Below are 25,334 nucleotides of genomic sequence, written 5' to 3'. Positions count from 1 at the left end.
TAGCCTCATTGCCCGGCTTGAGCAGTACGCTGCCCGGTGCCGGAGAACACGTTGCGTTTGCAGATTTTCGCTTCGACTTTCTGCGGCGCGGCGCCTGGTGTTTCAGGCCCCTGGACTTCAACGGCCAGCAGATTCTGCGAGGCCCAGTCTTCGTCCGTGCGCAACTCGAAAGCGAAACGCCCGTCGGTTTCGGAGGTTTCCGGCTTCTCGATCTTGATGTCCTCATGACGCCCATTCATGTACCAGAGGGTGGCATGCAAGGTTTTCACCGACGTATCGGCGAAGCGGATGTCGACCTGGTGATCGCTGTTGCGCAGGTCCAGGTTCTTGCTGTTGACCATCAGTTCGTTTTTGCCCGGCTTCAGTGCGGCGCTGCCGCTCATCTGTGCATCCTTGCCTTCGCAACCGTTATCCAGCAGCGCCATCATCTGGCGGTAGATGGTTTCCTGGTCGAGGCGATAAAGCGGCGAGAACTCCCAGATGAGAATCTTCGGTGGCTTGGTCTGGAACTCTTCGCTGCCCAGGTACTGCAGCATCGAACCTTCCAGGCCACCGCCGGGGAATGCCACGTTGAGGATGTCGGCGCCGATGGCCTCTTCGAGGAAACCGGCGAAGTTGTAGTTCTTGCCGCTGTGGCTGGTGCCGACCAGGGTGATTTGCGGGTTGCCGGATTCACCGAACAGATCGCCATCCGCCGCTTCGCCCTTGGGCTCGGTGGTGAACTGATCCATGTACTGGATCGCGTAGCTGGTGCCACAGAGTTGACCCGCCATGTTGTGCAACGTTCCGGTCTTGCCCATGCGACCCGACTTATGGGTCTCGAATTCACGTTTGGGAATGTCGGCGAAGGCCGGCATTTGCTTGACCTTCTCGGCGACGATCTTCGCGGTGCGCTGGGCGCCATACGGGGTCCAGTGCTGGTCACCGCGGAAGTAGAAATCGTGGGCGGGCAGGGTGTCGGGCAGCGATTCGTTGGTCAGCGGTGACAGGTCAGGGACCACGTAGCCCATCTGCGCAAAACGCCCGAGCATGGTTTTGTAGTTGGTCAGTGCCTTGTCGAAATCGTATTTGGCTTTTTCTTCCGGGTTCAGCTTGTTGCGGTTCACCAGGCCACGGGTCGGCTGGTAAACGATGACCAGTTCCACGCCTTTGCTCTTGAACGCATCGTGCAGCTGCTTCATGCGTTTGTAGCCGGCGAGCGTGGTGTCGAATTCGGTGCGCAAGTCTTCTTGTGTACGGAACAGCCAATCGCCCTGGGCCTGCACCAGTGTGGTGAAGTTCTGCTGATAGCGGGTGGTGTAGTTCTTCGGGTCGTGGGCTGCCGGGCACAGGCTGCAGCACGGCTCGGCGCTGAAGCTCGGTGCCTTGGCGTCTTCGGCACGCACGCCAGTGCTGGCCGCGAGAATGCCCGCAGTCAGGGCCGACAGGCTGAGTAATTTGATCAAGTGTGGGTGCATAAAATTATCCTCAGTCCCGCATTTCGGTCTGGCGTTCGACAGGGTCGATCAGCACGGCTTTCTGCTGGCGCACCAGCAGGTCGAGAATTTCATCCTGACGCTCGCCGAGAATTCCCGAGAAGCTGATGCCGCTGGTTTTGGTCGGTGCGAGCATCGACACGCGATACAACTCCACGCTCAGCGGCGAGTCGATCGACAGCGGTCCGCTGCCGTTGGCAGCCAGTTCACCACCGACCACGATCAGCGACACTTCGGCATCGAACGGGTCGAGCTTGATGTCCCGGTCGGTGTCGCTCAGGTCTTTGATGTGCCCGTAGACACCGGTCAGGCCGTTGGCCATCGAGACGTTTTCGTACAGGCGGATGTTCACGCTGTTACGAATACGGATGCCGTGGCGTCGGTTGCTGATCACCTGGTTGCCCCACAGCAGGTTGTCGGCACTCTCGTAGAGGGTGATGCCGTCGGTGTGGTTCTTGTAGATCTCGTTGTAGGCGATCAGGTTGTTCACACTGTTACGGTCGATCACCAGGCCCGAGAGGTGGTTGTCGTAGCTGCGGTTGTTGAAGATGAAGCTGTCGTTGACCTCACGGGAAATAATGATCCCGTGCTTCTTCTTCGTACCGTACACCGTGTTGTCGGCGATGATCAGACCGTGGGAACGGTCATGGGGGTCGATGCCGTAGACGATGTTGTCTTTGTAGGTATTGCCCTTGACCACGAAGTCGCGGGTTTCGTAGCAGTAGAAGCCGTACCACATGTCCGAGAACTCGGAGCCGACGATCCAGCCGGTCGGTTCAGGACGCTTGAGCACCTTGGCCATGTTCGGCGTGTACTGGGAAATACTCACGCCGTAGGACTTACTGTTGGCGTAACCGAAACTGGCGATCTTGCTGTTGGCGATGTAGGTCTCGGTGCCGCCCCAGGACAACAGGAACGGCCGGAACTCCTTGGGCGACGAGAAGGCCGCCGGGCCGTTGGCCTTCTCGCTCCAACCGGTGATCTTGGTATCACGCACAAACAGCTGACCGTCGTTGACCAGGAACGAGCCGGCCTCCTGGGACAGGCGCAGTTCCTGGGTCTGTTTGTCGATTTCCAGAATGCCGTGTCTGCCCACCACGATCGGCAACTTCGCCAGGAACACACCTGGCGATGTTTCGCTGAGGTACTGCTTGGGCAGCTTCTTGGTCAGATCCTTGAGGTTCATGTAGCCGTCGTCGACGAAGATCGCCTGCGGGATGCCGTGCTGACGCACCACCCACTCGGCCATCTTGTTGTCGCCGCCGATGAAGTCCTTCAAGGCGTCTTCCTGCATCATCCGGCGCACGCTGATCTTACCGGGCTTGGTGCGCACGATTTTCGCGGCAATGGCTTCGGCGGTGTAGCCTGAAGTGTCCGGCAGTTTCGGCTTGGCCAAGTCCAGGGGCGCGGTTGGCGCGCTGCTGACGGTGTAGGTCTTGGCCTGTTGCAGCCCCTTGGCTATGGTCGTCGATTTGCCCTGTTGCACAGACTTGGCCGGTTCGACGGTGGCGAAGGCGGCTGCGCTGGCCAGCAGCAGCGCGCCGGCCAGCAGGCTGATCGAGCCTTTCTTGGCGCTGTTCATGTCGGGCACTCCCTTCGCGGTTTGCATCAGAAGCGCCAGATCACGTCGATAAACGCACGGTGCATGTACGAGTCGACTTCTTTGCCATAGGCATCGCCGGGCTTGAACACACCACCACGGAACCGCACCAGGGCCGAAGGCTCATCGATCGACTGGCTCAACGCTGCCGGCAACAGGCCTTGCTTGAAGTACTTGGTGACCACCAGGTCCATTTCCTGACCGAGGTCCTTGTTGCCATCTTCCAGCGGCAGGGAGGTGCTGGAGAGGATCGCGCCGGTCGCGTCGTCGGTGTTGTTTTCAACAGCGTTGATGCCGTTGTTGCCCACCGGCTTGTTGCCGTCCACACGCCAGAACTTGTGATAGATCAAGCTGGCGTCGTATTCATCGTTGAGCATCCAGGAGCCGAACAACGTAGCGGTCTGCATGTTGTTCATTTCGCCACGGAAGGCTTCGCCGAAACGGTGAACCCGCGAGCGCGTACCGGTGTAGTTCGAGCGGTTGCTTTCCAGGCCGTTCTGTTGGTACTCGGCGCTGGCGCGGGCATAGGCTGCACCGACTTGCCACTGTGGATCGAGGCGCAGACGAACACCCACGTCGGTAGCCCAGCCGTTCAGGTCTTCACCACGCTTGGCTTCTGCCGGGCGAGTGCCGTCGGCATTCAGCGGGTTGACCGTGTCACGGTCGCCGCTCATGCCGGTGATGCTGCCCCAGTAATTGACGGAGTTGGTGTTGCGCCAGTTGTAGGCATCACTGTCGGCGGTGAGGCCGAGCCAGCTGATGTCGCCGTTCTGTTTCTTGTCCAGGGTATCGCCGGCCACGCCTGGCTCCGGATAGTCGAGCTTGCCGTTATCGTGGGTGTGATGACCGCGAATGCCGACCCAGTTACCCGGCGTCCACTGATACGCCGCATCGGCGTAGGCGTGCAGGCGATCCTTGTCTTTGGGCGCCAGTTCTTTCAGGTCGGTACGGTATTCGCTGAAGCGTTCGGCGATACCGACGTTGGCGCGCAACAGGGTGGTGTCGAAGGTCCAGTTCAGGGCTTCGATGTTGGTGTCGCGCCATTGGCCGTCGTCGTTGCGCAGGCGTTGGCGACCGAACTTGAGGATCTCGCCAGGGTAAGGCGTGAGGCCCTGGTAACCGACCCAGAACTCGCGCATCGCCAGGTAGTTTTTCTTGGTCTTGCGATCACCGCTGTCGGTGGTCTGGGTGCCGCTGTTGTCGGACTGCTGCAGGGTGTCGGTTTCGATGATGTCGGTGGACGTCACGGCCTGACCCATCGCGTAGGCGCTCCACGCGCCGCTTTCGCCATAGACCCATGGGCGCAGGTCGAGGCCGACGCCGTTAACGTCGCCGCCACCGGCGGTGCCCAGATCACTGTCGTTCTCGGACTGGCCGGTAACTTTGACTTCGAGACCGAAGTTCTTGTCTTCGGTCAGGGCCGCCAGGGTCGGGCACGACCACAGCAGGGCGAATGTCAGGCCAATACCGGCCTGCACGAATGGATTGAGTTTCATAGGGATTCCTCGCCGTCTTCTTCTTGCAAAGCGTGCAGTTCCAGCGTGTCCGGACTCACGGTGCTACGAATGGCCTGTTCTTGTTTGAGCAGGCGTTGGGCCTCGGCCAGCCGATCAGGCGGCAGTTGCGCTTCGAGTGTTTGCGCAAGCTCAGTGGCTTGCGGGGTGTCTTGAGCCTTGGCCAATTGGCTGAAGACGTAAGCGTTGACCGGGTCGGGCCGGGTGCCCTTGCCTTGGGAGAACAGTTGGGCGATGGCGAAATCGGCGCTGTTCTGGCCGTTGCGCGCAGCGGTCAGCAGGTGATCCAGGGCTTTCTGCGGATAGACCTTGCCCAGGTAACCGCGACGGTAAATCTGGCCGAGGTAGTAATCGGCGGCGACTTCCCGGCCGACGGCTTTCTTGAAGTGCTCTTCGGCGACCTTGGCGTCGGCCGGCACCATCTTGCCTTCGTAGTAGAGCTTGCCCAGCAACAGTTCGGCGCGCGGCTGGTCGGCGGCGCGGCCGTTGTCCAGGTACTTCATCATCGTGTCGACGTCGCCCAGTTCAGGGAAGTCGTAGAGCAATTGCGCCAGGCTGACCCACGACGCCGGGTAGCCCGGGGCGATGCCTTCGAGCAGCGACTGAGCGGTTTTTTCGTCGGTCTTGCCCAGGCTCGCATCGCCCAGCACGCGGGCCACGCTGTCGACCCGTTGCGCGGAGACGGTGCCACGGCTGTGAGCAGCCTGCATCTGCTTGATCAACTCGGCCTGTTGTTCGGGCTGGCCACGTTTCTGATAGACCGTGGCCAGTTCGACGTAGCAGATGTCGGTGGTATTCAACGCCGCTTTGCAGATCTTTTCCACGTCATTCAGGTGTTGGTCGTAAGTGCCTTGGGTGCGATAGAGCAGCACCTGGGCCAGACCTGCTTCCGGTTTGCCTTCGGCGCGCCATTGGCTGATCTGCTGTTGTGCGTTGACGTTGGGGAAGCTGTGCGGGAATTGCAGATACAGCATCGCCAACGGGATCAGGGTGTTGCCTTCGCCATTGGTCGCGGCTTTCTTCAACAGTGTTTCGGCTTCGTGGTGTTCGGCTTCGGTGGCGCCAGGTTTGGCCACCAGCAGGCGACCCAGGCGAGCCTGAGCCCGCGGCGAGACGCTGGCTGCGGCGCGGTAAGTCGCCTCGGCCTTTTTGATCTGCGCCGGGTCGCGGCTGTCGACCTGAATGTCGGCCAGCCCAACCTGGGCTTCGCTGTAGCCCAGGTCGGCCAGTTGCTGATAGTTCTGCGCCGCCAGCGTGGTATCACCGCGCTTGAGGGCTTCATTGGCCAGGCGCTGGTCGGGCAGGCCGGCGCAACCGGCCAGGCTTACGGCCAGTGCAACTGCACACAGTGATCCTATGTGGGTGCGCGGTGTTCTGAGGATTTGTGGAGTCGTCACGGGCATGTCCTCTTTTTAAAGACCGGCGGCCATGGCTTTGTTGATCAGCCAGTTCAGGTTCGGGCCACGGGTGCTGTTCACTTCCGCCGGGCGACCGGCGAATGCGCTGTCCAGCGGCTCGTCAGGTTTGATCTGCACGCGGATATCGGATGACAGGTCTTCGCTTTTCAGGCTGGTGCTGCTGACGATCTTGCCGGTACGGGTCTGGTCTTCGCCGGCAATCTGGAAGCTGACCGAGGTGCCTGGGCGCACGTCGCCGAACTGGCGATAGGAGAAGCGTGCTTCAACGTTGGCTTCGGTATTGCGTGGCACCAGTTGGAAGATCACGTCACCTTTGTTGGCGTATTGACCGTTAGCCACCAGTTGCTGCGCCACGGTGCAATCGCACGGGGAGGTCAGGGTGCCGGTCATTTGCTTGCCGAAGAGCTCTTCAACCTTGGACGGTTGCAGTTGGTTTTCGTCCAGATGGCCCTTGAGCACGTCGAGCATGCTGGTGCTGAAGGTCGCCAGCGGTGCGCCTTTGGCAGCAACGCCGTCAGCCTTGATCAGGCTCTGCACGGTGCCGTCGCGCGGCATGGTGATGTTCATGCCTTGCACGCTGACCAGACCGGCCTGGGCGTGGCTGACGAAGTACATGCCGTACACCGATTTGAAAATGAAACCGAACGCTACCAGGCCGACCACGAAGATGCCGGCGCTGAAGGTCACCGCTTTCAGACGGCCGAGCGCGGTCATGCCGTGGCCGCCGTCCTTGACCTTGCGCGCCTTGGTGAAGTTGTCGCGCTGCAGGGTCGCCAGCACTTCACCGATGCTGACGATGTCGCCGGCCAGGTGCGAGGTGATCAGGTGGCGCAGGGTGGAAATGTCCCGCGGCTCCAGGTTCTGGAACTGGCAACCGGTGCGACCGGTCTGGCGGTCGACGGAGCGGATCTGCAATTCCACGTCCATGGCCAGGCCAAGGTTATCGATGACGAATTGCAGGCGGGCCTTGTGCACATCGCCAACCTTCAGTGGCAGCTGACCGGCGTTGAACGCCAGGCCGCCTGCGGAAAGGTCGATGACCCGGGCTTCGACCGGGGTCCGGTCAGGGCCGAAGAAACGCAGCTTGGCCGGAATTTTCACACGGGCGTGTTGGCGCTGGGCTTCGGATTCGTGCACTACGTTGCTGTTGACGGCGGTATTCATATGGGCGATTTCCTAGTTAATTCAGGCGAGTTCGGTCAGACCATCATCAGCAGCACGGCGACAAAGATGCTGCCGGCGGAGAAGGTCATGGTCCGAGACGACCAGGTGTTGAACCAACGTTGAAAGCTGGCGAGATCACGGGTCAGAGAAGTGGGCTGGCGAGTCCAGGATTGTTTGTCGAGGCGGAAGAACACGTAGATCTTCACCAGCGCGCCGACGATCTGGTTGTAATAGAGAATGGCCGGGTACGCCGGGCCGATCCGGTGACCGGAACAGGACAGCAACAGGGTCAGGATCAGGCGGGTGATGCCGATCCACAGCAGGTAAACCAGGATGAACGCGGTGCCGTACTTGAAGGTGGCGATGAGCGCCACGGTCAGGCCCAGCAGGGACGTCCACATCGACACGCGCTGATCGAACAGCACCACCGAAGTGAACAGACCGAGGCGTTTCATCCCCAGGCCCAGGGCGCGGGAGTTCTGCCGCAGGTTGTTGCCGTACCAACGGAACATCAGTTTGCGACTGGCCTTGATGAAGCTCTTTTCCGGCGGGTGTTCCACGGTATGGATCGCGGCGTCGGGCACGTAGAACGTGTCGTAACCCAGGCGCATCAGGCTGAACCAGCTCGACTTGTCGTCACCGGTCAGGAACTTGAAGCGGCCCAGACGCCAGTGTTGCAGCGAGTCGCTTTCCACATCGGCGATGAAGTCCGGGTTGGTGACCACGGTGGCGCGGAACACCGACATCCGACCGGTCATGGTCAATACACGCTTGGACAGGGCCATGGAGCACATGTTGATGTGGCGCTGGGCGAATCGCAGTTTGTGCCATTCGCTCATGATGTAGCCGCCGCGCACTTCGCAGAACTCGTTGGTGGTCAGGCCGCCGACATTGCCGAACAGCTGGAACCACGGCACGGTCTTGAGCACGACGCCTTCGGCCAGCACGGTGTCGCCATCGATCACTGCAACCACGGCACGGTCGTCCGGCAGGTGGCGGGAGATGGCGCGGAAACCGTAGGCCAGGCCATCGCGCTTGCCGGTGCCGGGAATGCGCACGAAGTCGAGCTTGACGCTCGCCGGTGGGTTCATGCGTTTCCAGAGGCTCTTGACCAGCAGCTCATCGGACATTTCGACGATGGAGCACACCACGGTGGTCGGCAGGCCGCAGTCGATGGCCTCGCGGATGACCGAGCTGTAGACCTGCGCGGTGGTCAGCGCGTCGATACGGAAGCTGGTGACCATCAGGAACACATGGGAGGGGTCTGCCGCTTTACCCAGCTTGCGCACTTTGCGCCGCAGGTGCGGGTAGACCACGTACAGAAACAGCATGCCGCGCAGAAAGTGCGTGGCACCCATCGAGTAGCGCCAGATACCGACGATACCGACCAGGAAAATGAAGTCCTTCGACTCGGAGTCGAACGTGGACACAGGCAACGCAATGGCGATGCCCATCAATAAACTTAGGTAAAACAGCCAACCGGCGGCCTGAAGTAGGCCGTGCTTTAGCCTGTGCATAATCTGCATCCGTCTCGATCTCGGGCGGAGCCCGATTGGGTTAAGGCAGGCTTGTGAAAACTGGCGCCACCCGGTTTGGATAACGCCAGAATCCCTGTAGGAGCTGGCGAAGCCTGCGATCTTTTGATCTTTCGCTTGGGATTCAAGTGAGCTGGGAAAGATCGCAGCCTCGTTTCACTCGACAGCTCCTACAGGCGTGTTACCAGCAGATACCTTCGGTGCGCTTGCTGACGCTGGTGGCTTTGGACATGAAGCCGACCAGGTCGACCACTTGCTTGCCGTGCGGTGCTTCCAGCGCCAGGGCGCGGAATTTCTCGTCACGGTTACCGAGGATGATCACGTCGGAGTTGTTGATCACGTCCTCGAAGTTCGAGTTGAGCAAGGACGAGACGTGAGGGATCTTCGACTCGATGTAATCCTTGTTCGCACCGTGGACACGGGCGTACTCGACGTTGCTGTCGTAGATGCTCAGGTCGTAGCCCTTGCCGATCAGCATTTCCGCCAGATCGACCAGCGGGCTTTCGCGCAGGTCGTCGGTGCCGGCCTTGAAGCTCAGGCCCAGCAGGGCGACTTTGCGTTTGTCGTGGCTGGAGACGATGTCGAACGCGTTCTGTACCTGGGACTCGTTACTGCGCATCAGCGAGTTGAGCAGCGGTGCTTCGACGTCCAGGGAACCGGCGCGGTAGGTCAGGGCGCGCACATCTTTCGGCAGGCAGGAGCCGCCGAACGCGAAGCCAGGACGCATGTAGTACTGGGACAGGTTCAGTGTCTTGTCCTGGCAGACCACTTCCATCACTTCACGACCATCGACGCCGACAGCCTTGGCGATGTTGCCGATCTCGTTGGCGAAGGTCACCTTGGTGGCGTGCCACACGTTGCAGGTGTACTTGATCATCTCGGCAACGGCGATGTCCTTGCGGATGATCGGCGCGTCGAGTTCTTCGTACAGCGATTGCAGAACGTCGCCCGAAGCCTTGTCGAACTCACCGATGACGGTCATTGGCGGCTGGTCGTAGTCGGCGATCGCGGTGCTTTCACGCAGGAACTCAGGGTTCACGGCAACACCGAAGTCGACACCGGCTTTCTTGCCGGAGCAATCTTCGAGAATCGGGATGACCACGTTTGCCACGGTGCCCGGCAACACGGTGCTGCGCACGACGATGGTGTGGCGGGTGGTTTTGTCACGCAGAACAAAACCGATTTCGCGGCACACGGCCTCGATGTAGTTCAGTTCCAGGTCGCCGTTCTTTTTGCTCGGCGTGCCGACGCAGATCATCGACAGATCGGTGTCGCGAATCGCCTCGGCGAAGTTGGTCGTGCCGCGCAGACGGCCAGTCTCGATGCCCTGTTTCAGAAGTTCGCCCAGACCGGGTTCAACGATCGGCGAACGACCGGCGTTGATCATATCGATCTTGTCTTTGGCAACATCGACGCCAACGACGTCATGGCCCCGTGCAGACAGGCAACCGGCACAGACTGCACCGACGTAACCCAAACCAAATATGCTGATGCGCATCGCATTTACCTCTCAGTTAATCAAGACTGTGTTCAACAAGCCATTACATGGCCGGAGTTAATGGTGTTCAGCGGTCATAGTGCACTCGCAAGTGCGGCCTTAAAGGCGTCACAATGCCGGGTGCAGGCATACTAAGTTCCGAGTGTCTAAATAAGTGCACTCAAGATGTGCGCAACCAGGCCTTATTGTTATGACGTGCCCTGTTATGCAGCCGACCCTCTAATCAGAGGACGTTCGTGCAAAGGTCTTGCGCGCTCAATGCCAGGCCAGAAGCCCGTAAATCAAGCGGTTGGGTGCTCGGGTGAGCACGTTTATAGGGGCGCAGCCGTGGCCTTGTAGGGGATATTAATGGTGCGTTATCTCCTGTCCTTCATGTGTTTCCCAAACAAGTGATCCATAAGTTCAAGTTAATGTGACAACTTCGCTATCGGGACCGCTTCTCTGTGTAAGTTATCTCGTACGTTCGCCGAGAGAATCGTTACGGGTGGTATGAGCGGCGCATTTGGACATAGTTCCAGTCCGCCCATCGCGATTTCTGAAATTTCTTGAAATATTGAAAAAGATGGCACTGCTCTCATATTGATAGCACTTGCCGTTTCGCCCTTTATATATAGGGTGATTATTGCCTTGGATACTTTTTTGCCACTACCAACAAAAATTTTCAGTGCCACTACTGAAAAAAATCAGCAAAGTCGAGTGAAACAAAAGTTAGAAAATAGAGTGCTTGTTTTTTGGCGCCAATAAGTCGGCGAAAAGGGCGGGGATTGTTCGAGGATCGAAGGGGTAGCGCACGACGAAGTTGTTGATGTCGTGCGCGAATTGAGTGCGGGTCTGGTTACTCCGGTGCGTGATCGCGCAGGAACACCAGATTGTCCGGTTTAGACTGTTCGCTGCTGTAGCGATAACCCTGAACATCGAACTGCTTGAGGGCGACCGGGTCATTGATGCGTTCTTCAATGACGAAGCGGCTCATCATCCCGCGGGCCTTTTTCGCGTAGAAGCTGATGATTTTGTACTGGCCGTTCTTCAAGTCCTTGAACTCGGTATTGATGATGCGCGCGTTCAAGGCGCTGCGTTTGACCGCCGAGAAGTATTCGTTGGAGGCCAGGTTCAGCAGCACATCGTCGCCTTGATCGGCCAGCGCTTCGTTCAGCCATTCGCTGATCCGCGTGCCCCAGAAGGCATACAGATCCTTGCCACGGGCATTGGCCAGCTTGGTGCCCATCTCCAGCCGATAGGGTTGCATCAGGTCCAGAGGGCGCAGCAAGCCGTACAGGCCGGAGAGCATGCGCAAGTGCTGCTGGGCGTAATCGAAGTCGGCTTCGCTGAAGGTTTGTGCATTCAGGCCGGTGTACACGTCGCCCTTGAATGCCAGCAAGGCCTGCTTGGCGTTGGCAGGGGTGAAGGCCGGGGTCCAGCTGCCGAAACGTGCGGCATTGAGGCCGCCAATTTTGTCGGAGACGTGCATCAGCTCGCTGATCTGCGCCGGTGTGAGGTCGCGCAGTTGCAGGATCAGTTCCTGGGAGTGGTCGAGGTATTGCGGCTGAGTGAAGCGCTGGGTCGCCGGCGGTGTTTCGTAATCGAGGGTCTTGGCGGGGGAAATCACCATCAGCATGAAGTCGGCTCCTTTAATCGTGGGGGCGATTCTAGGGGGTTGTCTGTGTTGACTCCAGCTATGGCTGTCATAGGTGATCGGTGGTGTCGCCAGGTTTTGTGGCAGAAGAAGATCCTGTGGCGAGGGGGCTTGCCCCCGTTCGATCGCGAAGCGGTCGCAAACCGACACTTGCGTTCTATCTGAAGGAATGGGGGACGCAGTTTTGGGGGCTGCTTCGCAACCCAACGGGGGCAAGCCCCCTCGCCACAGGGGATCGGCTATAGTGCCGCGCGGGTTTTGTTATGGAGACATCCCATTGCGTATCGTTTTTCTATTCTTTGCCGGGTTGTTGAGCTTTGGTGTCATGGCGGCGCCGGGCGATGTGGCGACGCTGGATCGCAGCACCTGGCCTGAGCAGCTCAGCAACCCGACCCTGTTCGACGTTGCCTCCCGGGCCGAAATCCTCATGTTCGCTCGCGTCCTGCTCGCCAGCGAATCGCTCGATGAAGCAAGCCTGGCTCAACGCCTGGGCCTGCGCACCGTCAATCTGGAGTCGGTCAACCACCTGCGCCAACGCATGTGGCAGCGGTTGCTGAGCAACTACAACTTCGCCCAGCAGAGTTGCGATCAGGATGCCTCTTTCTGTTTCCTGGTCGAGGACATGGACACCCTGCGTGAGCAAGCGGCCAAGTTTCAGATCAGTGACGACAGCTACTACATCAAGTGGGCCGAGCCGAGCCGGCTGTTCCACGCCCAGTATCTGGACGAGCAATTGCGCAAGGCCGCGCTGTTTCCGCAGACCAGCAGCGAAGTCGATCGTTTTGGCGACTATGAGCGCAATGGCGATGCGATGAATGATCGCCTGTTCCTGCTGACTTTCGACAGCGCTGCCAATGCCGTGCCGGATAACACTGCCTGGGTCACCGAGTACCTGCGCAAATCGAACATGAGCGCGACGTTCTTCGTCCTCGGCAAGGACATCCAGGCCCGTCTGGCTGAAGGTTCGGCGACCAGCCTGCAAGGGACCTATTCGCAGCAATGCGTTGGCGTGCAGGGTTGGGAGTTCCGTTCCCACAGCCATTGGCAAGACTGGCAGGACTCGGTGCGGCGCAGCGCCGAGCTGGTCAAGGGCAAGCTGCCGGAGAATTACGTGCCGCTGTTTCGTCCGCCCGATGGCCAGCGTCGGTCCGATGCTGAAGGCTTCTTCAGGTCTCAGGGTTTGCAGGTGGCATTGTGGGACATCGATGCCCAGGACGGCGCCGGCAAGCTCAAGGGCAGCCAGAGTGCGCAACGGGTGCTGACGCTGATGCTGCTATGGCGGCACGGGGTGATCAATTTCAATGTGAAGCAGGATGCGCTGAAAACCGCGTTACCTTGGCTCATGACGCAAACGGCGCCGAGCGGGATCGGTTGGGAAAACTGTCAGGACGCGTTTCGCTGAAACGGAGAAAGCCCGTAAACATTAGGGCAGGGACGTTTTTGGAGGAGATTTCGATGCAGGCGGACTTCCGACTTTAGCGGGGTGCTGGCAGTCCGCCAAGTGCTATTGGTCATTCTGAAAAATAAACTTCAAAAAAACGTCAAAGTGCTTTTTTCTGTCATGTGTTTTGGAGTATTACGAAGACAGACCGCCGAAACCTGCAACACAGGTGGCGTCTTCCAAGACTCCGTTTGGGTTGCAATCACTTGAGTCTGAGCAGGTGATTTCGGTGGCCACTTCGAGGCGCAGCACTGTCATGGTATTGCGTCGACTGGCTCCCACAAAGGTGACCGAGTATGGATGATCACGGACGTAGCCCTTCCAACCAGCCAATCCTTTATGTACTCGATACCAACGTATTGATTCACGATCCAAACGCCCTGCTTAACTTCGAAGAACACCACGTCGCGATCCCGATGACCGTGCTTGAAGAGCTGGACAAGCTCAAGAGCGGGCCTCACAGCGTTGCAGCGGAATGCCGCCAGGCCATTCGGCTGATCGACAAGACCCTGGGCGATGCCAGCCCCGAAGACGTCGAACTCGGCGTTCCGATCCAGCGTGGCAAGGGTGGGCCCAAGGGCTTGCTGTCAATTCTGATGAGCAAGCGTGCCGAGCCGAACATCATTCTGCCCGAGCACCTTAACGACAACATCATCATCAACCAGTTGATCGACCTGCGCGCACGTGATGCAAAACTGCCCGTGGTGCTGGTTACAAAAGATATCAACATGCGCCTCAAGGCCCGGGCTTGTGGGATCGCGGCCGAGGACTACAGTACCGACCAACTGGTCGACGACGTTTCGTTGCTGCCCAACGGTTACCACAACATGACCGGCTCCTTCTGGGACCGGGTGAGCAAGGTCGAAACCCGGCAGGATCATGGCCGCACCTGGCATCAGGTGCAGCTGATCGACAACCTGCCTGCCGTGCACGTTAACGAGTTCATCATCGACGAACAGGGCTTTGTCGGCTGGATCAAGGAAATCCAGGTCGACAAGTTATTGATCCTCGACCTGCATCAGGAGCCTCTGTTGCACCAGGAAGCCTGGGGCCTGAAACCGCGTGACATCTATCAAAGCCTGGCGCTGTACGCCTTGCTCGATCCGGACATTCATCTGGTGAACCTGTCCGGCGCGGCCGGTTCCGGTAAAACCATCCTGGCCCTGGCGGCGGCCATCGAGCAGACCATGGTCAGCAAACGCTACCGGCGCATCATTGCCACCCGCAGCGTGCAGGGGCTCGACCAGGAAATCGGTTTCCTGCCCGGCACCGAAGCGGAAAAGATGGAGCCTTGGCTGGGCGCCATCACCGACAACCTCGAAGCCTTGCACATGGATGACGAAAACACCCATGGCAGCGTCGACTACATCCTCAGCAAAGTGCCGTTGCAGTTCAAATCCCTCAACTACATTCGAGGCCGTAGCTTCCAGCAGAGTCTGATCCTGATCGATGAATGCCAGAACCTCACGCCGCACCAGATGAAAACCATCATCACCCGTGCTGGCGCCGGTTCCAAAGTGGTGTGCCTGGGCAACCTGGCGCAGATCGACACCCCTTACCTGTCCGCGACCAGCTCCGGGCTGACGTACCTGACCGAACGCTTCAAAGACTTCCCCAACGGTGTACACATCACCCTGCAAGGGGTGCCACGTTCGATTCTGGCCGAATACGCCGAATCGCATCTGTAACCCTCACCACAGAACCGGGCGGCCCGAAGCCGCCCGGTTTTTTATGGGTGCGGAAAATTGACCCGCAGGTTTACAATCGATGCTCCTGATCAGGAGTAACGCTGTGCTGACTCATCTCGATTCCCAAGGTCGCGCCAATATGGTCGACGTCACCGAAAAAGCCGTGACGTTCCGCGAAGCGACGGCCCAAGCGCTGGTGCGCATGCTGCCCGAAACCCTGCAGTTGATCGTCAGCGGCGGCCATCCCAAGGGTGACGTGTTCGCCGTGGCGCGGATCGCCGGCATCCAGGCGGCGAAGAAAACCAGTGATCTGATTCCTCTGTGCCATCCGTTGATGCTCACCGGCGTCAAGGTCGAACTCAGTGCCGAAGGCGACGACACCGTGCGCATCGTGGCGCGCTGCAAGTTGTCCGGGCAGACCGGCGTCGAGATGGAAGCGCTGACCGCCGCCAGTGTCGCGGCGTTGACCATCTATGACATGTGCAAAGCCGTGGACCGCGGCATGACCATCGAGAGTGTGCGGCTGCTGGAAAAACTCGGCGGCAAGAGCGGCCATTTCCAGGCGGAGCAGCCATGAACGTGACCGTGAAGTTTTTTGCCCGTTACCGTGAGGCGCTCGGCGTGGATTCGGTGAAGGTTGAAGGTGATTTCGCCACGGTCGACGATGTGCGTGCACTGCTGGCCCAACGTGAAGGCGCCGAGGTGTTGAGCGAGCAGAACCTGATGTGCGCCCGCAATGAAGACCTCTGCCAGCTCGATGAACCGGTCGGCGATGGCGATGAAGTGGCTTTCTTTCCAACCGTGACCGGGGGCTGAGCCATGGCGATTCGTGTGCAGCCCACGCCGTTCGACCCGGGCGCTGAGGTCAACGCCATGCACGCGGCCAATGTGGGCGTTGGTGCGGTGGTGAGTTTTGTCGGCTATGTACGCGACTTCAATGACGGCCTGGACGTCGCCGGGATGTTTCTGGAGCACTACCCGGGCATGACCGAAAAAGCCCTGGGCAAGATTGCTGCGGAGGCCGAGCAGCGCTGGCCGCTGTTGAAGCTGGAAGTGCTGCATCGCATCGGCGCGCTGGAGCCGGGCGAGCCGATCGTCTTCGTCGGTGCCGCCAGCGCCCACCGTCAGGCAGCGTTCGATGCCTGCGCCTTTGTCATGGACTACCTGAAAACCCGCGCGCCATTCTGGAAGAAAGAAAACACCCGTGATGGCGCGCGCTGGGTTGAAGGGCGCGACAGCGATCATGCGGCGGCGGATCGCTGGAAGCAGTAATTCCTCTAGTGCTTTCGAATACGCCTTCGCGGTCCGACTTGCCCGCGAAGAGGCCTTCTGCATCACCCAAAAAACCACTGATTCCCCTCCCGACCAGAGGCTGGAAGATCTGTATGCGCCCGATTGACGGTTAATACATAAAAGTCCAGTATGGATTTATAAGTACAAAAAAAGGCGTTCCCTGTTTCAGCTTTTTCTTCTGTCTTGCCAAACCAACAACAACCCGCGAGAGAACGAACATGAAGAAATTCCCCCTCATCACCGGTCTGGCCCTGAGCCTGTTGGCGTGCAGTAGCGTGTTCGCTGCCGAGAAAAGCCTGCGTATCGGTATTGAAGCGGCTTATCCGCCGTTCGCATCGAAAACCGACAAAGGTGAAATTGTCGGTTTCGACTACGACATCGGCAACGCCCTGTGCGCGCAGATGAAGGTCAAGTGTGTGTGGGTCGAAGGCGAATTCGACGGTCTGATTCCTTCCCTGAAAGTGAAAAAAATCGACATGGCGCTGTCGTCCATGACCATCAATGAAGACCGTAAGAAGTCGGTGGATTTCACCCACAAGTACTACTTCACCTCATCGCGACTGGTGATGAAGGAAGGCGCGGCGGTCGATGACCAGTACGCCAGCCTCAAGGGCAAGACGGTCGGCGTACAACGCGCAACCACCACGGACCGTTACGCCACCGAGGTTTTCGAACCGAAGGGCATCAACGTCAAGCGTTACGGCAACAACGAAGAAATCTACATGGACCTGGCTGCCGGTCGCCTCGATGCCATTTTTGCCGACACCATTCCATTGAGTGATTTCCTGTCCATGCCGCGTGGCAAGGGTTACGCCTTTGTCGGGCCGGAACTCAAGGATCCGAAATACGTGGGTGAGGGCGCCGGGATTGCCGTGCGCAAGGGCAACACCGAGTTGGTCAGTGAACTGAACGCGGCCATCGACGGCATTCGCGCCAGTGGCGAATACCAGAAGATTTCGGAGAAGTACTTCAAGTCCGACATCTACGGCGATTGATCGGAGAAAGATCGCAGCCTTCGGCAGCGCCTAAAGAGGACCACATTTCTCTGTAGGAGCTGGCGCAGCCTGCGATCTTTTGATTTTCAGCCCTTCAATTCCTTCAAATGCTTGTACACCGTCGCCCGGCCCATGTTCAGCACATTGGCCACGTAGTTGGAGGCGCTTTTGCCTTTGAAGGCGCCTTCGGCGTGCAGCGCCAGCACCAGTTCGCGTTTATGGTCGCGGGTCAGCACATTCAGGCTCAACTGGCGCTCGCGCAGCCAGGCATGCAGAAAAGTGTTGATCCGTTCCTGCCAGTCATCGCGAAACAGTGAATCCGGTTGCGGAATCAGCTTGGTCGGCGACAGGAACAAATCCAGCGCCGCCTTCGCGTTCTCGAATAACGAGATATTCAGGTTGATGCACAGCACCGCCAGCGGTTGCCCCTCACTGTCGCGCAGTACGCTGCTGAGGCTGCGAATTTTCTGGCCGTCCCAGTTGAGCTTTTCGTACGGCCCGATGTTTCGTTCACTGACCTCTTCGCTGAGCATGTCCTCCAGCGACGAGTCGTCTCCAATTTCCCGTTTGGACAGGTTGTTGGCGATGTAGTCGACCTTTTGTGTGCGCAGGTCGTGCAGCACCACCTCGGCGTGAGGGAAGAACAACGTGGCGATGGCATCGGCAATCGCGCGGAAGTTGTCCATGGACACATTGTCCAGGGCCGAGTTTTTTTCAGGTGCGTTCATACAGTGGAGCTCCAGGCCAGCGTCAGTGCCCCTTTAAAAAGGGGCACTGGAAGTTTGCCGCAATCGTGTGGGCACGTCACCTGAGGATCAGGATCAACCCAGACGGGCGGGGGAGAGCATCGCGGCGTCCAGACCGAAACGAGTGAGCTGTTCGGGCAAGGCTTCGCCGCGTACCAGTGCAGCGCTGGCCTGGCCCATGGCCGGTGACGTCTGGATGCCGTAGCCGCCTTGTCCCGCCACCCAGAACAGGCCCGGTACGTGTTGATCAAAGCCGGACAGCAAATCCCCGTCGTGCACGAAACTGCGCAAGCCGGCCCAGGTGCGGGTCGGGCGGCGGATGGTCAGGGTGGTCGCCTCTTCGATCTGGTAGATGCCCATGGCGATGTCCAGTTCTTCGGGCTGCACGTCGTGCGGCTCCACCGGGTCGGCGTTGGCCGGTGAGCCGAGGAACATGCCGGCGTCGGGTTTCATGTAGAACGATTCATCGAGGCTGACCAGCATTGGCCAGTCATGGCTATCCAGGCCCTCGGGGCCGGCGAAGATAAAGGCTGCCCGACGCTTGGGCTGCAGGCCCAGAGGCCGCGCGCCAGCCAGCACGCCAACCTTGTCGGCCCAGGCGCCGGCGGCATTGATAATGATCGGGGCGCTGAAGGTCTGAGTGGCGGTTTGAACCTGCCACAGCCCTTCGGCATCCCGGGTCAGGCTCAGCACTTCGCTGTCGGTATGCACCTCGCCTTTATTGCGCCGGATACCGCGCAGATAGCCTTGATGCAGGGCATCGGTATCGATGTCGCTGGCGGTTGGGTCGTAGATCGCGCCATGGACTTTTTCCCGACGCAGGATCGGCAGGCGCGCACAGGCTTCGTCGGCGCTGAGCAGTTGCATCTGCGGCACGGTGGCTTTGGCGCTCAGGTATTGATTGTTCAGCTCGGCCGGATCGCCCGTGAAGTCGACGGTCATCTCACCGCGCGGGGTCAGCAGCGGGTGTTCGCAGAAACCGGGCGGTGGTGCATCGAAGAAATCGCGGCTGGCCAGGGTCAATGCCCGAACCTGAGGCGTGCCGTAGGCGGCGGTGTAGAGCGCCGCCGAGCGTCCGGTGGAGTGATAGGCCGGATGGGATTCGCGCTCGAGCACAATCACCCGTCCGTGCTGCGACAACCAGAAACCGGTGGAAGCACCGGCAATCCCGCCGCCGATAATGATGAAATCTGCCTGGCTCATGAACGTCTCCTGATGGGGCGTAAATGCCGAAATTGTTGGGGATCCCTGTGGGAACGGGTGTTAGCCCAGTAGGCGGTAAATGGCATTGGCCAGTGCGATGTCTTCCAGGCCCAGGCCGATGGAGCGGAAGAACACAGGTCGGTTGTAGTCCGGGCGCTGCACTTTTCCGCTGAGCAAGTCGGGCAGGTCGCCGACTATCGAGCGCTTGTCCCAGCCATGCTGTTCACCGGCGATCAGCATTTCGCCGGCCGAGCCCGGGGTGGTCTGGCGATAGTCGCAGAATACCTGCATGTCATTGAGGCTCTGCGGCGGCACTTCATGGGCACGCGGAGCATTGGTGCTGATGGACGTGATCAACGCCGGTTTGCTCAACATGGACGGGTCGATCACCGGGCCGGCGGACGAAGTACAAAGCATGATCACGTCGGCGTCTTGAATCGCGGTTTCGCAACTGTCGGCGAGGGTCAGCCGTGGATCGAGGCTTTTGAGTTGCGCCAGCGCTTCGGCGTTCTTGCCGCGCAAGCTCGGCGAATACAGGCTGATGCTTTGCCAGTCTCGCAGGTTCTTCACATAGTGCAGGTGCGCCTGGGCCACCTTGCCGCTGCCGATGATTGCCAGGCGTTGGGCCTTGAGCGGGGCGAGGGCATCGACCGCCACCGCCGTCGTTGCCGCGGTGCGTGCGGTGGTCAGTTCACCGGCATCGCAGAGCAGCAGCGGCTGGCCGGTCTGCATCGACATCAACAGCGTCCAGGCGGTCACCAATGGGCCTTGCTCACGCACGATGTAGGGCGATGTCTTGACGCCATACACGCCGTCTTCGGCCAGCACGCCCAAGTAGTTGATGAAGTCCCCGGCACCTTTCGGGAATTCCACCAACTGCTGGGCCGGTTGCACGGCTTGCCCGGCGGCCAGGTCGCGGAACAGCTTGCGCAGGATCTGCGGCACGTCGACTTGCGCCAGCAGTTCGCGGGCCTGGGGTTGGGTGATGACGTAAGGCGTGCTGGGCATGGTCGGCTCCGGGTGCTGAAAGTAAACTAATTTGTCCATTATGGACTTTTAGTTGTCTCGAGCAAGCTCCTGTTGAAGAAACCGGACGAAAAAAAAGCGCAGTCCGTCTCCGGCTGCGCCTTTTATTCTGCGACCCGTGTTATGGGCGCTTGCGCTCAACCGCCCGCAGCAGATGCGTCGGTGGCGTTTCACAACTGATCTTGCGACCCAACAGCGCCTCGATGGACGGTAGCTGGTAGGAGTCGTCTTCACCGGCAAAGCTGATGGATACACCATCGGCGCCGGCACGACCAGTACGACCGATGCGATGCACGTAGTCGTCCGGGACTTCCGGCAGGGTGAAGTTGATCACGTGGCTGATGCCGTCGATGTGAATGCCGCGACCGGCCACATCGGTGGCGACCAGCACCCGGATCTTGCCTTCGCGGAAACCTTCCAGGGTCTTGATGCGTTTGTGCTGCGGCACATCGCCAGACAGTTGCGCGGCGTTGACGCCATCGCGCACCAGGCGTTCTTCGATGCGCCGCACTTCGTCCTTGCGGTTGGCGAAGACCATCACCCGTTCCCAGCCGTTATCGTTGACCAGGTTATAGAGCAGTTTGTATTTGTCGGCGCCGGCCACCGCGTAGATGTGTTGCTCGACGTTTTCGCTGGCCACGTTCTGCGCTTCGATCTCGACGATCGACGGGTCGGTGGTCCATTGCTTGGCCAGGTTCATCACGTCGTCGGTGAAGGTCGCGGAGAACAACAGCGTCTGACGCTCGCTCTTCGGTGGGGTCTGGCGAATGATCTGACGCACTTGCGGGATGAAACCCATGTCGAGCATCCGGTCGGCTTCGTCCAGCACCATGACTTCGACCATGTCCAGGTGCACGTCGCCGCGCTGGTTGAAGTCGAGCAAGCGGCCCGGAGTGGCCACGAGGATGTCGCAGTGACGGGCTTCGAGGTGCTTGAGCTGCTTGTCGAAGTCCATGCCGCCGACAAACGTCATGACGTTGAGGCCGGTGTACTTGGTCAGGTCGGCCGCGTCCTTGGCGATTTGCACTACCAGTTCCCGGGTCGGGGCGATGATCAGTGCTCGCGGTTCACCCATGTAGCGTTCTTTGGGCGGCGGGGTTTGCAGCAGCTGCGTGATGATCGAAATCAGGAACGCGGCGGTCTTGCCGGTACCGGTCTGGGCACGACCGATGGCGTCTTTGCCCGCGAGGGTGAAGCCAAGCACCTGTGCCTGGATCGGCGTGCAATAAGGAAAGCCCAGGTCCTGAATGGCGTGCATCAGCTCGGGGGCGAGTTTGAAATCGTGGAAGCGGGTTTTGCCTTCCTGGGGTTCGACGACGAAGTCTTCGAGTTTCCAGGGGATGACCGGCGCCTTTGGCTTCGGTTCGCGGCGTGGTTTTGCCGGTTTCGGGGCTTCGCTGCGCGGCTGTTCAGAGACAATGGCCGGAGCAGAGGGGGCGGTCGGTGTGGTCACCGGCTCGTGTTTCGGTGCCGCTACGGTTGCGGTCCGGCCAGGCTGATTACCGTCGGTACGGTGGCTGGGGGTATGAGAAGGAGCGCTGGAGCCTGGCGCGAGCTGCTCAGCCTCGCTTTTACCGAACATTTTCTTGAGTGCTTTGAGCACGGTCATCTCATCAATTGGTTAAGGAATGTACGCCGGCCAGTGTAATGCAAGAATCGGGCGCGGCGTAGTGCGATGGATCAAAGGGTAGCTTTTAGCGCAAACGCTCGGCGATCCAGACGCCGATGTCGCGAATTTCTTCGGGTAACACTTCGTGGCCCATTGGGTATTCCTGCCATGTCACGGTGACACCATGCTGCTTTAAATACTCGTAGGCGGTCCGGCCCATGGAGTTTTGCACGACGTCATCATACTGACCATGCAACGACAACACGGGAATGCGCTGCTGGCTGGCGGAAAGCTCCAGTTCATCGCTGAATGTCGGGGCATAAGTCGAGAGCGCAAGTACACCGCCCAACGGTCCCTGCCATTTCAGGAAGGCTGTGTGCAAAACCACGGCGCCGCCCTGGGAAAAACCGGCGAGAAAGATCCGCGAGGCGTCTATTCCGCTGGCCTTCTGCACTTCAATCAAATCCACGACCCGTTGCGCGGACTCCTCCAACTGCTCGCGGCTGATGGCGCGTGCCGGGCTCATGGCCAATATGTCGTACCAGCTTGGCATCTCGTAGCCACCATTAATGGTGACAGCGCGGGTCGGAGCCTGGGGCAAAACGAAACGGGTAGTGAGCAGGTTTTCCTGTAGCGCTTCAGCTACCGGCAAAAAATCGTAGCGGTCGGCACCCAGCCCATGCAGCCAGATTACGCAGGCGTCTGCGGGCTTGACGGGTTGAAGAATCAGGGGCTCGGTCATGTCTGCTCCATTGTTGTGCGTGCGCTCTCATTGTGTGCGAGGTTCGAGTGCGCAATCGGTTGATCAGTTAAGAAGATGTCGCAAGGTTGAAAGTTTTGCTATTGACCTGTCGCTGAATCGCTTTAGCGAGCGGTCTGGTACGGGCTTTGCTATGGGGAACCCTGTGCAACCAATCTCGTGCCTGGCGGTAACACTATCAGTGTATGGCTAGTCGTGGGATAGCAAAGAATCCGGTGATGGATGTTCGCCAGTGGCCGCTACGGGCTTCGCGAACGTGAAAGGGCTACAGCCCGTTCGGCCGATTGGTGAGAAGTGAGTTATCCATGATGTGGATTTTCTCCTACTAGACTCATAGCGACGGTCCTTACGTCGGTTGACCCTAAAAAAAGCCAACAAGGGTCAGCAACGCCTCAAAAGGGTGCGACAGGGCTCAAGCTCCGACACAACAAGAGCAAAACTGGAGGTTTGAATGAAGATGTTGAAATCCACCCTGGCCATCGTGACTGCAGCAGCAGTGCTCGGTGTCAGTGGGTTCGCTCAGGCGGGTGCAACCCTGGATGCAGTGCAGAAGAAAGGTTTTGTACAGTGCGGTGTGAGTGACGGTTTGCCGGGTTTCTCGGTTCCGGACTCTACCGGCAAGATCGTTGGCATCGATGCTGACTTCTGCCGCGCTGTAGCTGCTGCAGTGTTTGGTGATGCGACCAAGGTCAAATTCAGCCAGTTGAATGCCAAGGAGCGTTTCACTGCTCTGCAATCCGGCGAAATCGACATGCTGTCGCGCAACTCCACCATGACCAGCTCCCGTGATGCGGGCATGGGCCTGAAGTTTCCTGGCTTCATCACCTATTACGACGGCGTAGGCTTCCTGGCCAACAGCAAGCTGGGCGTGAAAAGTGCCAAGGAACTGGATGGCGCGACCATCTGTATTCAAGCCGGTACCACCACCGAGCTGAACGTGTCCGACTACTTCCGCGCCAACGGCCTGAAGTACACCCCGATCACCTTCGACACTTCCGATGAAAGCGCCAAGTCGCTGGAATCCGGTCGTTGCGACGTGCTGACCTCCGACAAGTCCCAGTTGTATGCACAGCGCAGCAAACTGGCCTCGCCGAAAGATTACATCGTGCTGCCTGAAACCATCTCCAAAGAGCCTTTGGGGCCGGTCGTGCGTAACGGCGACGATGAGTGGCTGGCAATCGTTCGTTGGGTTGGCTACGCGATGCTCAACGCCGAAGAAGCCGGTATCTCTTCGAAAAACGTCGAGGCAGAAGCCAAGTCGACCAAGAACCCGGACGTTGCTCGTCTGCTGGGCGCCGACGGTGAGTACGGCAAGGATCTGAAGCTGCCGAAAGACTGGGTGGTGAAAATCGTCAAGCAAGTCGGTAACTACGGCGAAGTCTTCGAGAGAAACCTCGGCAAGGGCACTCCGCTGGAAATCGACCGTGGCTTGAACGCCCTGTGGACCAACGGCGGCATTCAATACGCACCACCAGTGCGCTGATGGTTCTATCACCCGGTGGGCCAGCCACCGGGTGATGTTCTGTTCCATTATTTCCGGGGCACTTCATGCAAAATTCAATCGGCGCACCAAAGCAGAGGTTCAGCCTCAGCGATCCGCGAGTGCGTGCGTGGCTGTTTCAGATTATTACGGTTCTCGCCGTGGTCGGGATGGGTTGGTACCTGTTCGACAACACTCAAACCAACCTGCAACACCGGGGCATTACCTCCGGTTTTAGCTTTCTTGAGCGCAGCGCCGGTTTCGGCATCGCTCAGCACCTGATCGACTATACCGAATCGGACAGCTATGCCCGGGTGTTTGTCATCGGCCTGCTCAACACCTTGCTGGTGACGTTCATCGGCGTGATCCTGGCGACGATCCTCGGTTTCATCGTCGGTGTGGCACGACTGTCGAAGAACTGGATCATTGCCAAGATGGCGACGGTTTATGTCGAGGTCTTCCGTAACATTCCGCCGCTGCTGCAAATCCTGTTCTGGTACTTCGCGGTGTTCCTCACCATGCCGGGGCCGCGCAATAGCCATAACTTCGGCGACACCTTCTTCGTCAGCAGCCGCGGCCTGAACATGCCGGCAGCGTTGACAGCGAACGGTTTCTGGCCGTTTGTGGCGAGCATCGTCGTGGCCATTGTCGCGATCGTGCTGATGTGCCGCTGGGCCAACAAGCGTTTCGAAGAGACCGGCGTACCGTTCCACAAATTCTGGGTAGGCCTGGCGATGTTCCTGGTGATCCCTGCGTTGTGCGCATTGATCTTCGGCGCGCCGCTGCATTGGGAAATGCCACAGCTGCAAGGTTTCAACTTTGTAGGCGGCTGGGTGCTGATCCCTGAACTGCTGGCATTGACCCTGGCCCTGACGGTGTACACCGCGGCGTTCATCGCCGAAATCGTGCGTTCGGGCATCAAGTCGGTCAGCCACGGCCAGACCGAAGCGGCTCACTCGCTGGGGCTGCGCAACGGTCCGACCCTGCGCAAGGTGATCATCCCGCAAGCCCTGCGCGTGATCATTCCGCCGCTGACCAGCCAATACCTGAACCTGGCGAAAAACTCCTCGCTGGCGGCCGGTATCGGTTATCCGGAGATGGTGTCGTTGTTTGCCGGTACGGTGCTGAACCAGACCGGACAGGCGATCGAAGTCATTGCCATCACCATGAGCGTGTACCTGGCGATCAGTATCAGCATTTCCCTGCTGATGAACTGGTACAACAAGCGCATTGCGCTGATCGAGCGGTAAGGAAGA

General features: G+C 59.2%; 21 protein-coding genes. 8 read left to right on the top strand and 13 right to left on the bottom strand.

The features are described 5' to 3' along the window. Positions 1-5: 5 nt before the first annotated feature. The 8 genes from AF70_RS06890 to yaaA all read right to left on the bottom strand — a co-directional run bounded on the left by AF70_RS06890 (position 6) and on the right by yaaA (position 11,819). On the bottom strand, positions 6-1,457 hold the full coding sequence (locus tag AF70_RS06890) for an alginate O-acetyltransferase (RefSeq protein WP_028940347.1): 1,452 nt from the start codon (positions 1,455-1,457) through the stop codon (positions 6-8). Between the two features lie 10 nt (positions 1,458-1,467). Next, on the bottom strand, positions 1,468-3,057 hold the full coding sequence (algG, locus tag AF70_RS06885) for a mannuronan 5-epimerase AlgG (protein WP_028940346.1): 1,590 nt from the start codon (positions 3,055-3,057) through the stop codon (positions 1,468-1,470). Between the two features lie 26 nt (positions 3,058-3,083). Beyond that, positions 3,084-4,571: an alginate export family protein gene (locus AF70_RS06880; protein ID WP_019647721.1), complete on the bottom strand. Its 1,488-nt coding sequence runs from the start codon at positions 4,569-4,571 to the stop codon at positions 3,084-3,086. Next, positions 4,568-5,992 (bottom strand): alginate biosynthesis TPR repeat lipoprotein AlgK, encoded by a 1,425-nt coding sequence (algK, locus tag AF70_RS06875; RefSeq protein WP_019581108.1) that lies wholly within the window; start codon positions 5,990-5,992, stop codon positions 4,568-4,570. The genes AF70_RS06880 and algK overlap by 4 nt, the downstream gene beginning before the upstream one ends. A gap of 9 nt (positions 5,993-6,001) precedes the next feature. Continuing rightward, a complete protein-coding gene (locus AF70_RS06870) occupies positions 6,002-7,171 on the bottom strand; it encodes an alginate biosynthesis protein Alg44 (protein ID WP_019581107.1) in 1,170 nt (389 codons plus the stop codon). Positions 7,172-7,206: 35 nt separating this feature from the next. Beyond that, positions 7,207-8,688: a mannuronan synthase gene (gene alg8 / locus AF70_RS06865; RefSeq protein WP_371929186.1), complete on the bottom strand. Its 1,482-nt coding sequence runs from the start codon at positions 8,686-8,688 to the stop codon at positions 7,207-7,209. A 199-nt stretch (positions 8,689-8,887) separates the two neighbouring features. After that, entirely contained in the window at positions 8,888-10,204 is a 1,317-nt protein-coding gene (locus AF70_RS06860; RefSeq protein ID WP_028940345.1) for a nucleotide sugar dehydrogenase, read from the bottom strand. 835 nt (positions 10,205-11,039) lie between these two features. Further along, a complete protein-coding gene (gene yaaA / locus AF70_RS06855; RefSeq protein ID WP_019647726.1) occupies positions 11,040-11,819 on the bottom strand; it encodes a peroxide stress protein YaaA in 780 nt (259 codons plus the stop codon). A 343-nt stretch (positions 11,820-12,162) separates the two neighbouring features. On the opposite strand from yaaA, the gene AF70_RS06850 reads away from it, so the two are divergent. The 6 genes from AF70_RS06850 to AF70_RS06825 all read left to right on the top strand — a co-directional run bounded on the left by AF70_RS06850 (position 12,163) and on the right by AF70_RS06825 (position 17,254). Beyond that, a complete protein-coding gene (locus AF70_RS06850) occupies positions 12,163-13,239 on the top strand; it encodes a polysaccharide deacetylase family protein (RefSeq protein ID WP_371929190.1) in 1,077 nt (358 codons plus the stop codon). 335 nt (positions 13,240-13,574) lie between these two features. Further along, positions 13,575-14,966, top strand: a complete 1,392-nt coding sequence (locus AF70_RS06845) for a PhoH family protein (RefSeq protein WP_018927120.1) — start codon at positions 13,575-13,577, stop codon at positions 14,964-14,966. Positions 14,967-15,069: 103 nt separating this feature from the next. After that, positions 15,070-15,543, top strand: a complete 474-nt coding sequence (gene moaC / locus AF70_RS06840) for a cyclic pyranopterin monophosphate synthase MoaC (protein WP_028940343.1) — start codon at positions 15,070-15,072, stop codon at positions 15,541-15,543. Then, a complete protein-coding gene (gene moaD / locus AF70_RS06835; protein ID WP_018927118.1) occupies positions 15,540-15,782 on the top strand; it encodes a molybdopterin converting factor subunit 1 in 243 nt (80 codons plus the stop codon). Before moaC ends, moaD begins: the two co-directional genes overlap by 4 nt. Positions 15,783-15,785: 3 nt before the next feature. Continuing rightward, positions 15,786-16,238: a molybdopterin synthase catalytic subunit MoaE gene (gene moaE, locus AF70_RS06830; RefSeq protein ID WP_019581100.1), complete on the top strand. Its 453-nt coding sequence runs from the start codon at positions 15,786-15,788 to the stop codon at positions 16,236-16,238. Between the two features lie 239 nt (positions 16,239-16,477). Next, on the top strand, positions 16,478-17,254 hold the full coding sequence (locus tag AF70_RS06825) for an ABC transporter substrate-binding protein (protein WP_019581099.1): 777 nt from the start codon (positions 16,478-16,480) through the stop codon (positions 17,252-17,254). 86 nt (positions 17,255-17,340) lie between these two features. Here AF70_RS06825 and AF70_RS06820 read toward each other — a convergent pair whose 3' ends face one another. The 5 genes from AF70_RS06820 to AF70_RS06800 all read right to left on the bottom strand — a co-directional run bounded on the left by AF70_RS06820 (position 17,341) and on the right by AF70_RS06800 (position 22,580). Beyond that, positions 17,341-17,982, bottom strand: a complete 642-nt coding sequence (locus tag AF70_RS06820; protein ID WP_018927115.1) for a transcriptional regulator — start codon at positions 17,980-17,982, stop codon at positions 17,341-17,343. A 93-nt stretch (positions 17,983-18,075) separates the two neighbouring features. After that, positions 18,076-19,203 carry an FAD-binding oxidoreductase gene (locus tag AF70_RS06815; protein WP_028940342.1) on the bottom strand — a complete coding sequence of 376 codons (1,128 nt, stop codon included), beginning with the start codon at positions 19,201-19,203 and terminating at the stop codon, positions 18,076-18,078. A 60-nt stretch (positions 19,204-19,263) separates the two neighbouring features. Beyond that, a complete protein-coding gene (locus tag AF70_RS06810; protein WP_028940341.1) occupies positions 19,264-20,211 on the bottom strand; it encodes an ornithine cyclodeaminase family protein in 948 nt (315 codons plus the stop codon). Between the two features lie 139 nt (positions 20,212-20,350). Then, the gene (gene rhlB / locus AF70_RS06805; protein ID WP_019581096.1) at positions 20,351-21,838 is read right to left on the bottom strand and encodes an ATP-dependent RNA helicase RhlB; all 1,488 of its coding nucleotides are present in this window, start codon (positions 21,836-21,838) and stop codon (positions 20,351-20,353) included. A gap of 85 nt (positions 21,839-21,923) precedes the next feature. Further along, the gene (locus AF70_RS06800) at positions 21,924-22,580 is read right to left on the bottom strand and encodes an alpha/beta hydrolase (RefSeq protein ID WP_019581095.1); all 657 of its coding nucleotides are present in this window, start codon (positions 22,578-22,580) and stop codon (positions 21,924-21,926) included. A 469-nt stretch (positions 22,581-23,049) separates the two neighbouring features. Between AF70_RS06800 and AF70_RS06795 the strand changes: the two genes are divergently transcribed. Together AF70_RS06795 and AF70_RS06790 are read left to right on the top strand one after the other, a co-directional pair. Beyond that, positions 23,050-24,081 (top strand): amino acid ABC transporter substrate-binding protein, encoded by a 1,032-nt coding sequence (locus AF70_RS06795; RefSeq protein WP_019581094.1) that lies wholly within the window; start codon positions 23,050-23,052, stop codon positions 24,079-24,081. 65 nt (positions 24,082-24,146) lie between these two features. Continuing rightward, on the top strand, positions 24,147-25,328 hold the full coding sequence (locus AF70_RS06790; RefSeq protein ID WP_028940340.1) for an amino acid ABC transporter permease: 1,182 nt from the start codon (positions 24,147-24,149) through the stop codon (positions 25,326-25,328). Positions 25,329-25,334: the final 6 nt, after the last annotated feature.

This window comes from Pseudomonas sp. KD5 (assembly GCF_012932895.1).
Lineage (GTDB): Bacteria > Pseudomonadota > Gammaproteobacteria > Pseudomonadales > Pseudomonadaceae > Aquipseudomonas.
Note: the sequence above shows the minus strand (reverse complement) of the source record. Positions and strands in the feature narration are given on the sequence as shown.

What these genes read in the sequence shown, in the direction of transcription:
- moaD (WP_018927118.1), top strand. Translation starts at nt 15,540, where the DNA reads ATGAACGTGACCGTGAAGTTTTTTGCCCGTTACCGTGAGGCGCTCGGC.
- AF70_RS06850 (WP_371929190.1), top strand. Translation starts at nt 12,163, where the DNA reads ATGGCGGCGCCGGGCGATGTGGCGACGCTGGATCGCAGCACCTGGCCT.
- AF70_RS06870 (WP_019581107.1), bottom strand. Translation starts at nt 7,171, where the DNA reads ATGAATACCGCCGTCAACAGCAACGTAGTGCACGAATCCGAAGCCCAG.
- AF70_RS06860 (WP_028940345.1), bottom strand. Translation starts at nt 10,204, where the DNA reads ATGCGCATCAGCATATTTGGTTTGGGTTACGTCGGTGCAGTCTGTGCC.
- AF70_RS06880 (WP_019647721.1), bottom strand. Translation starts at nt 4,571, where the DNA reads ATGAAACTCAATCCATTCGTGCAGGCCGGTATTGGCCTGACATTCGCC.
- algK (WP_019581108.1), bottom strand. Translation starts at nt 5,992, where the DNA reads ATGCCCGTGACGACTCCACAAATCCTCAGAACACCGCGCACCCACATA.
- moaE (WP_019581100.1), top strand. Translation starts at nt 15,786, where the DNA reads ATGGCGATTCGTGTGCAGCCCACGCCGTTCGACCCGGGCGCTGAGGTC.
- yaaA (WP_019647726.1), bottom strand. Translation starts at nt 11,819, where the DNA reads ATGCTGATGGTGATTTCCCCCGCCAAGACCCTCGATTACGAAACACCG.
- AF70_RS06800 (WP_019581095.1), bottom strand. Translation starts at nt 22,580, where the DNA reads ATGACCGAGCCCCTGATTCTTCAACCCGTCAAGCCCGCAGACGCCTGC.
- alg8 (WP_371929186.1), bottom strand. Translation starts at nt 8,688, where the DNA reads ATGCACAGGCTAAAGCACGGCCTACTTCAGGCCGCCGGTTGGCTGTTT.
- AF70_RS06795 (WP_019581094.1), top strand. Translation starts at nt 23,050, where the DNA reads ATGAAGATGTTGAAATCCACCCTGGCCATCGTGACTGCAGCAGCAGTG.
- AF70_RS06820 (WP_018927115.1), bottom strand. Translation starts at nt 17,982, where the DNA reads ATGAACGCACCTGAAAAAAACTCGGCCCTGGACAATGTGTCCATGGAC.
- AF70_RS06825 (WP_019581099.1), top strand. Translation starts at nt 16,478, where the DNA reads ATGAAGAAATTCCCCCTCATCACCGGTCTGGCCCTGAGCCTGTTGGCG.
- AF70_RS06790 (WP_028940340.1), top strand. Translation starts at nt 24,147, where the DNA reads ATGCAAAATTCAATCGGCGCACCAAAGCAGAGGTTCAGCCTCAGCGAT.
- rhlB (WP_019581096.1), bottom strand. Translation starts at nt 21,838, where the DNA reads ATGACCGTGCTCAAAGCACTCAAGAAAATGTTCGGTAAAAGCGAGGCT.
- AF70_RS06810 (WP_028940341.1), bottom strand. Translation starts at nt 20,211, where the DNA reads ATGCCCAGCACGCCTTACGTCATCACCCAACCCCAGGCCCGCGAACTG.
- AF70_RS06815 (WP_028940342.1), bottom strand. Translation starts at nt 19,203, where the DNA reads ATGAGCCAGGCAGATTTCATCATTATCGGCGGCGGGATTGCCGGTGCT.
- AF70_RS06845 (WP_018927120.1), top strand. Translation starts at nt 13,575, where the DNA reads ATGGATGATCACGGACGTAGCCCTTCCAACCAGCCAATCCTTTATGTA.
- AF70_RS06890 (WP_028940347.1), bottom strand. Translation starts at nt 1,457, where the DNA reads ATGCACCCACACTTGATCAAATTACTCAGCCTGTCGGCCCTGACTGCG.
- algG (WP_028940346.1), bottom strand. Translation starts at nt 3,057, where the DNA reads ATGAACAGCGCCAAGAAAGGCTCGATCAGCCTGCTGGCCGGCGCGCTG.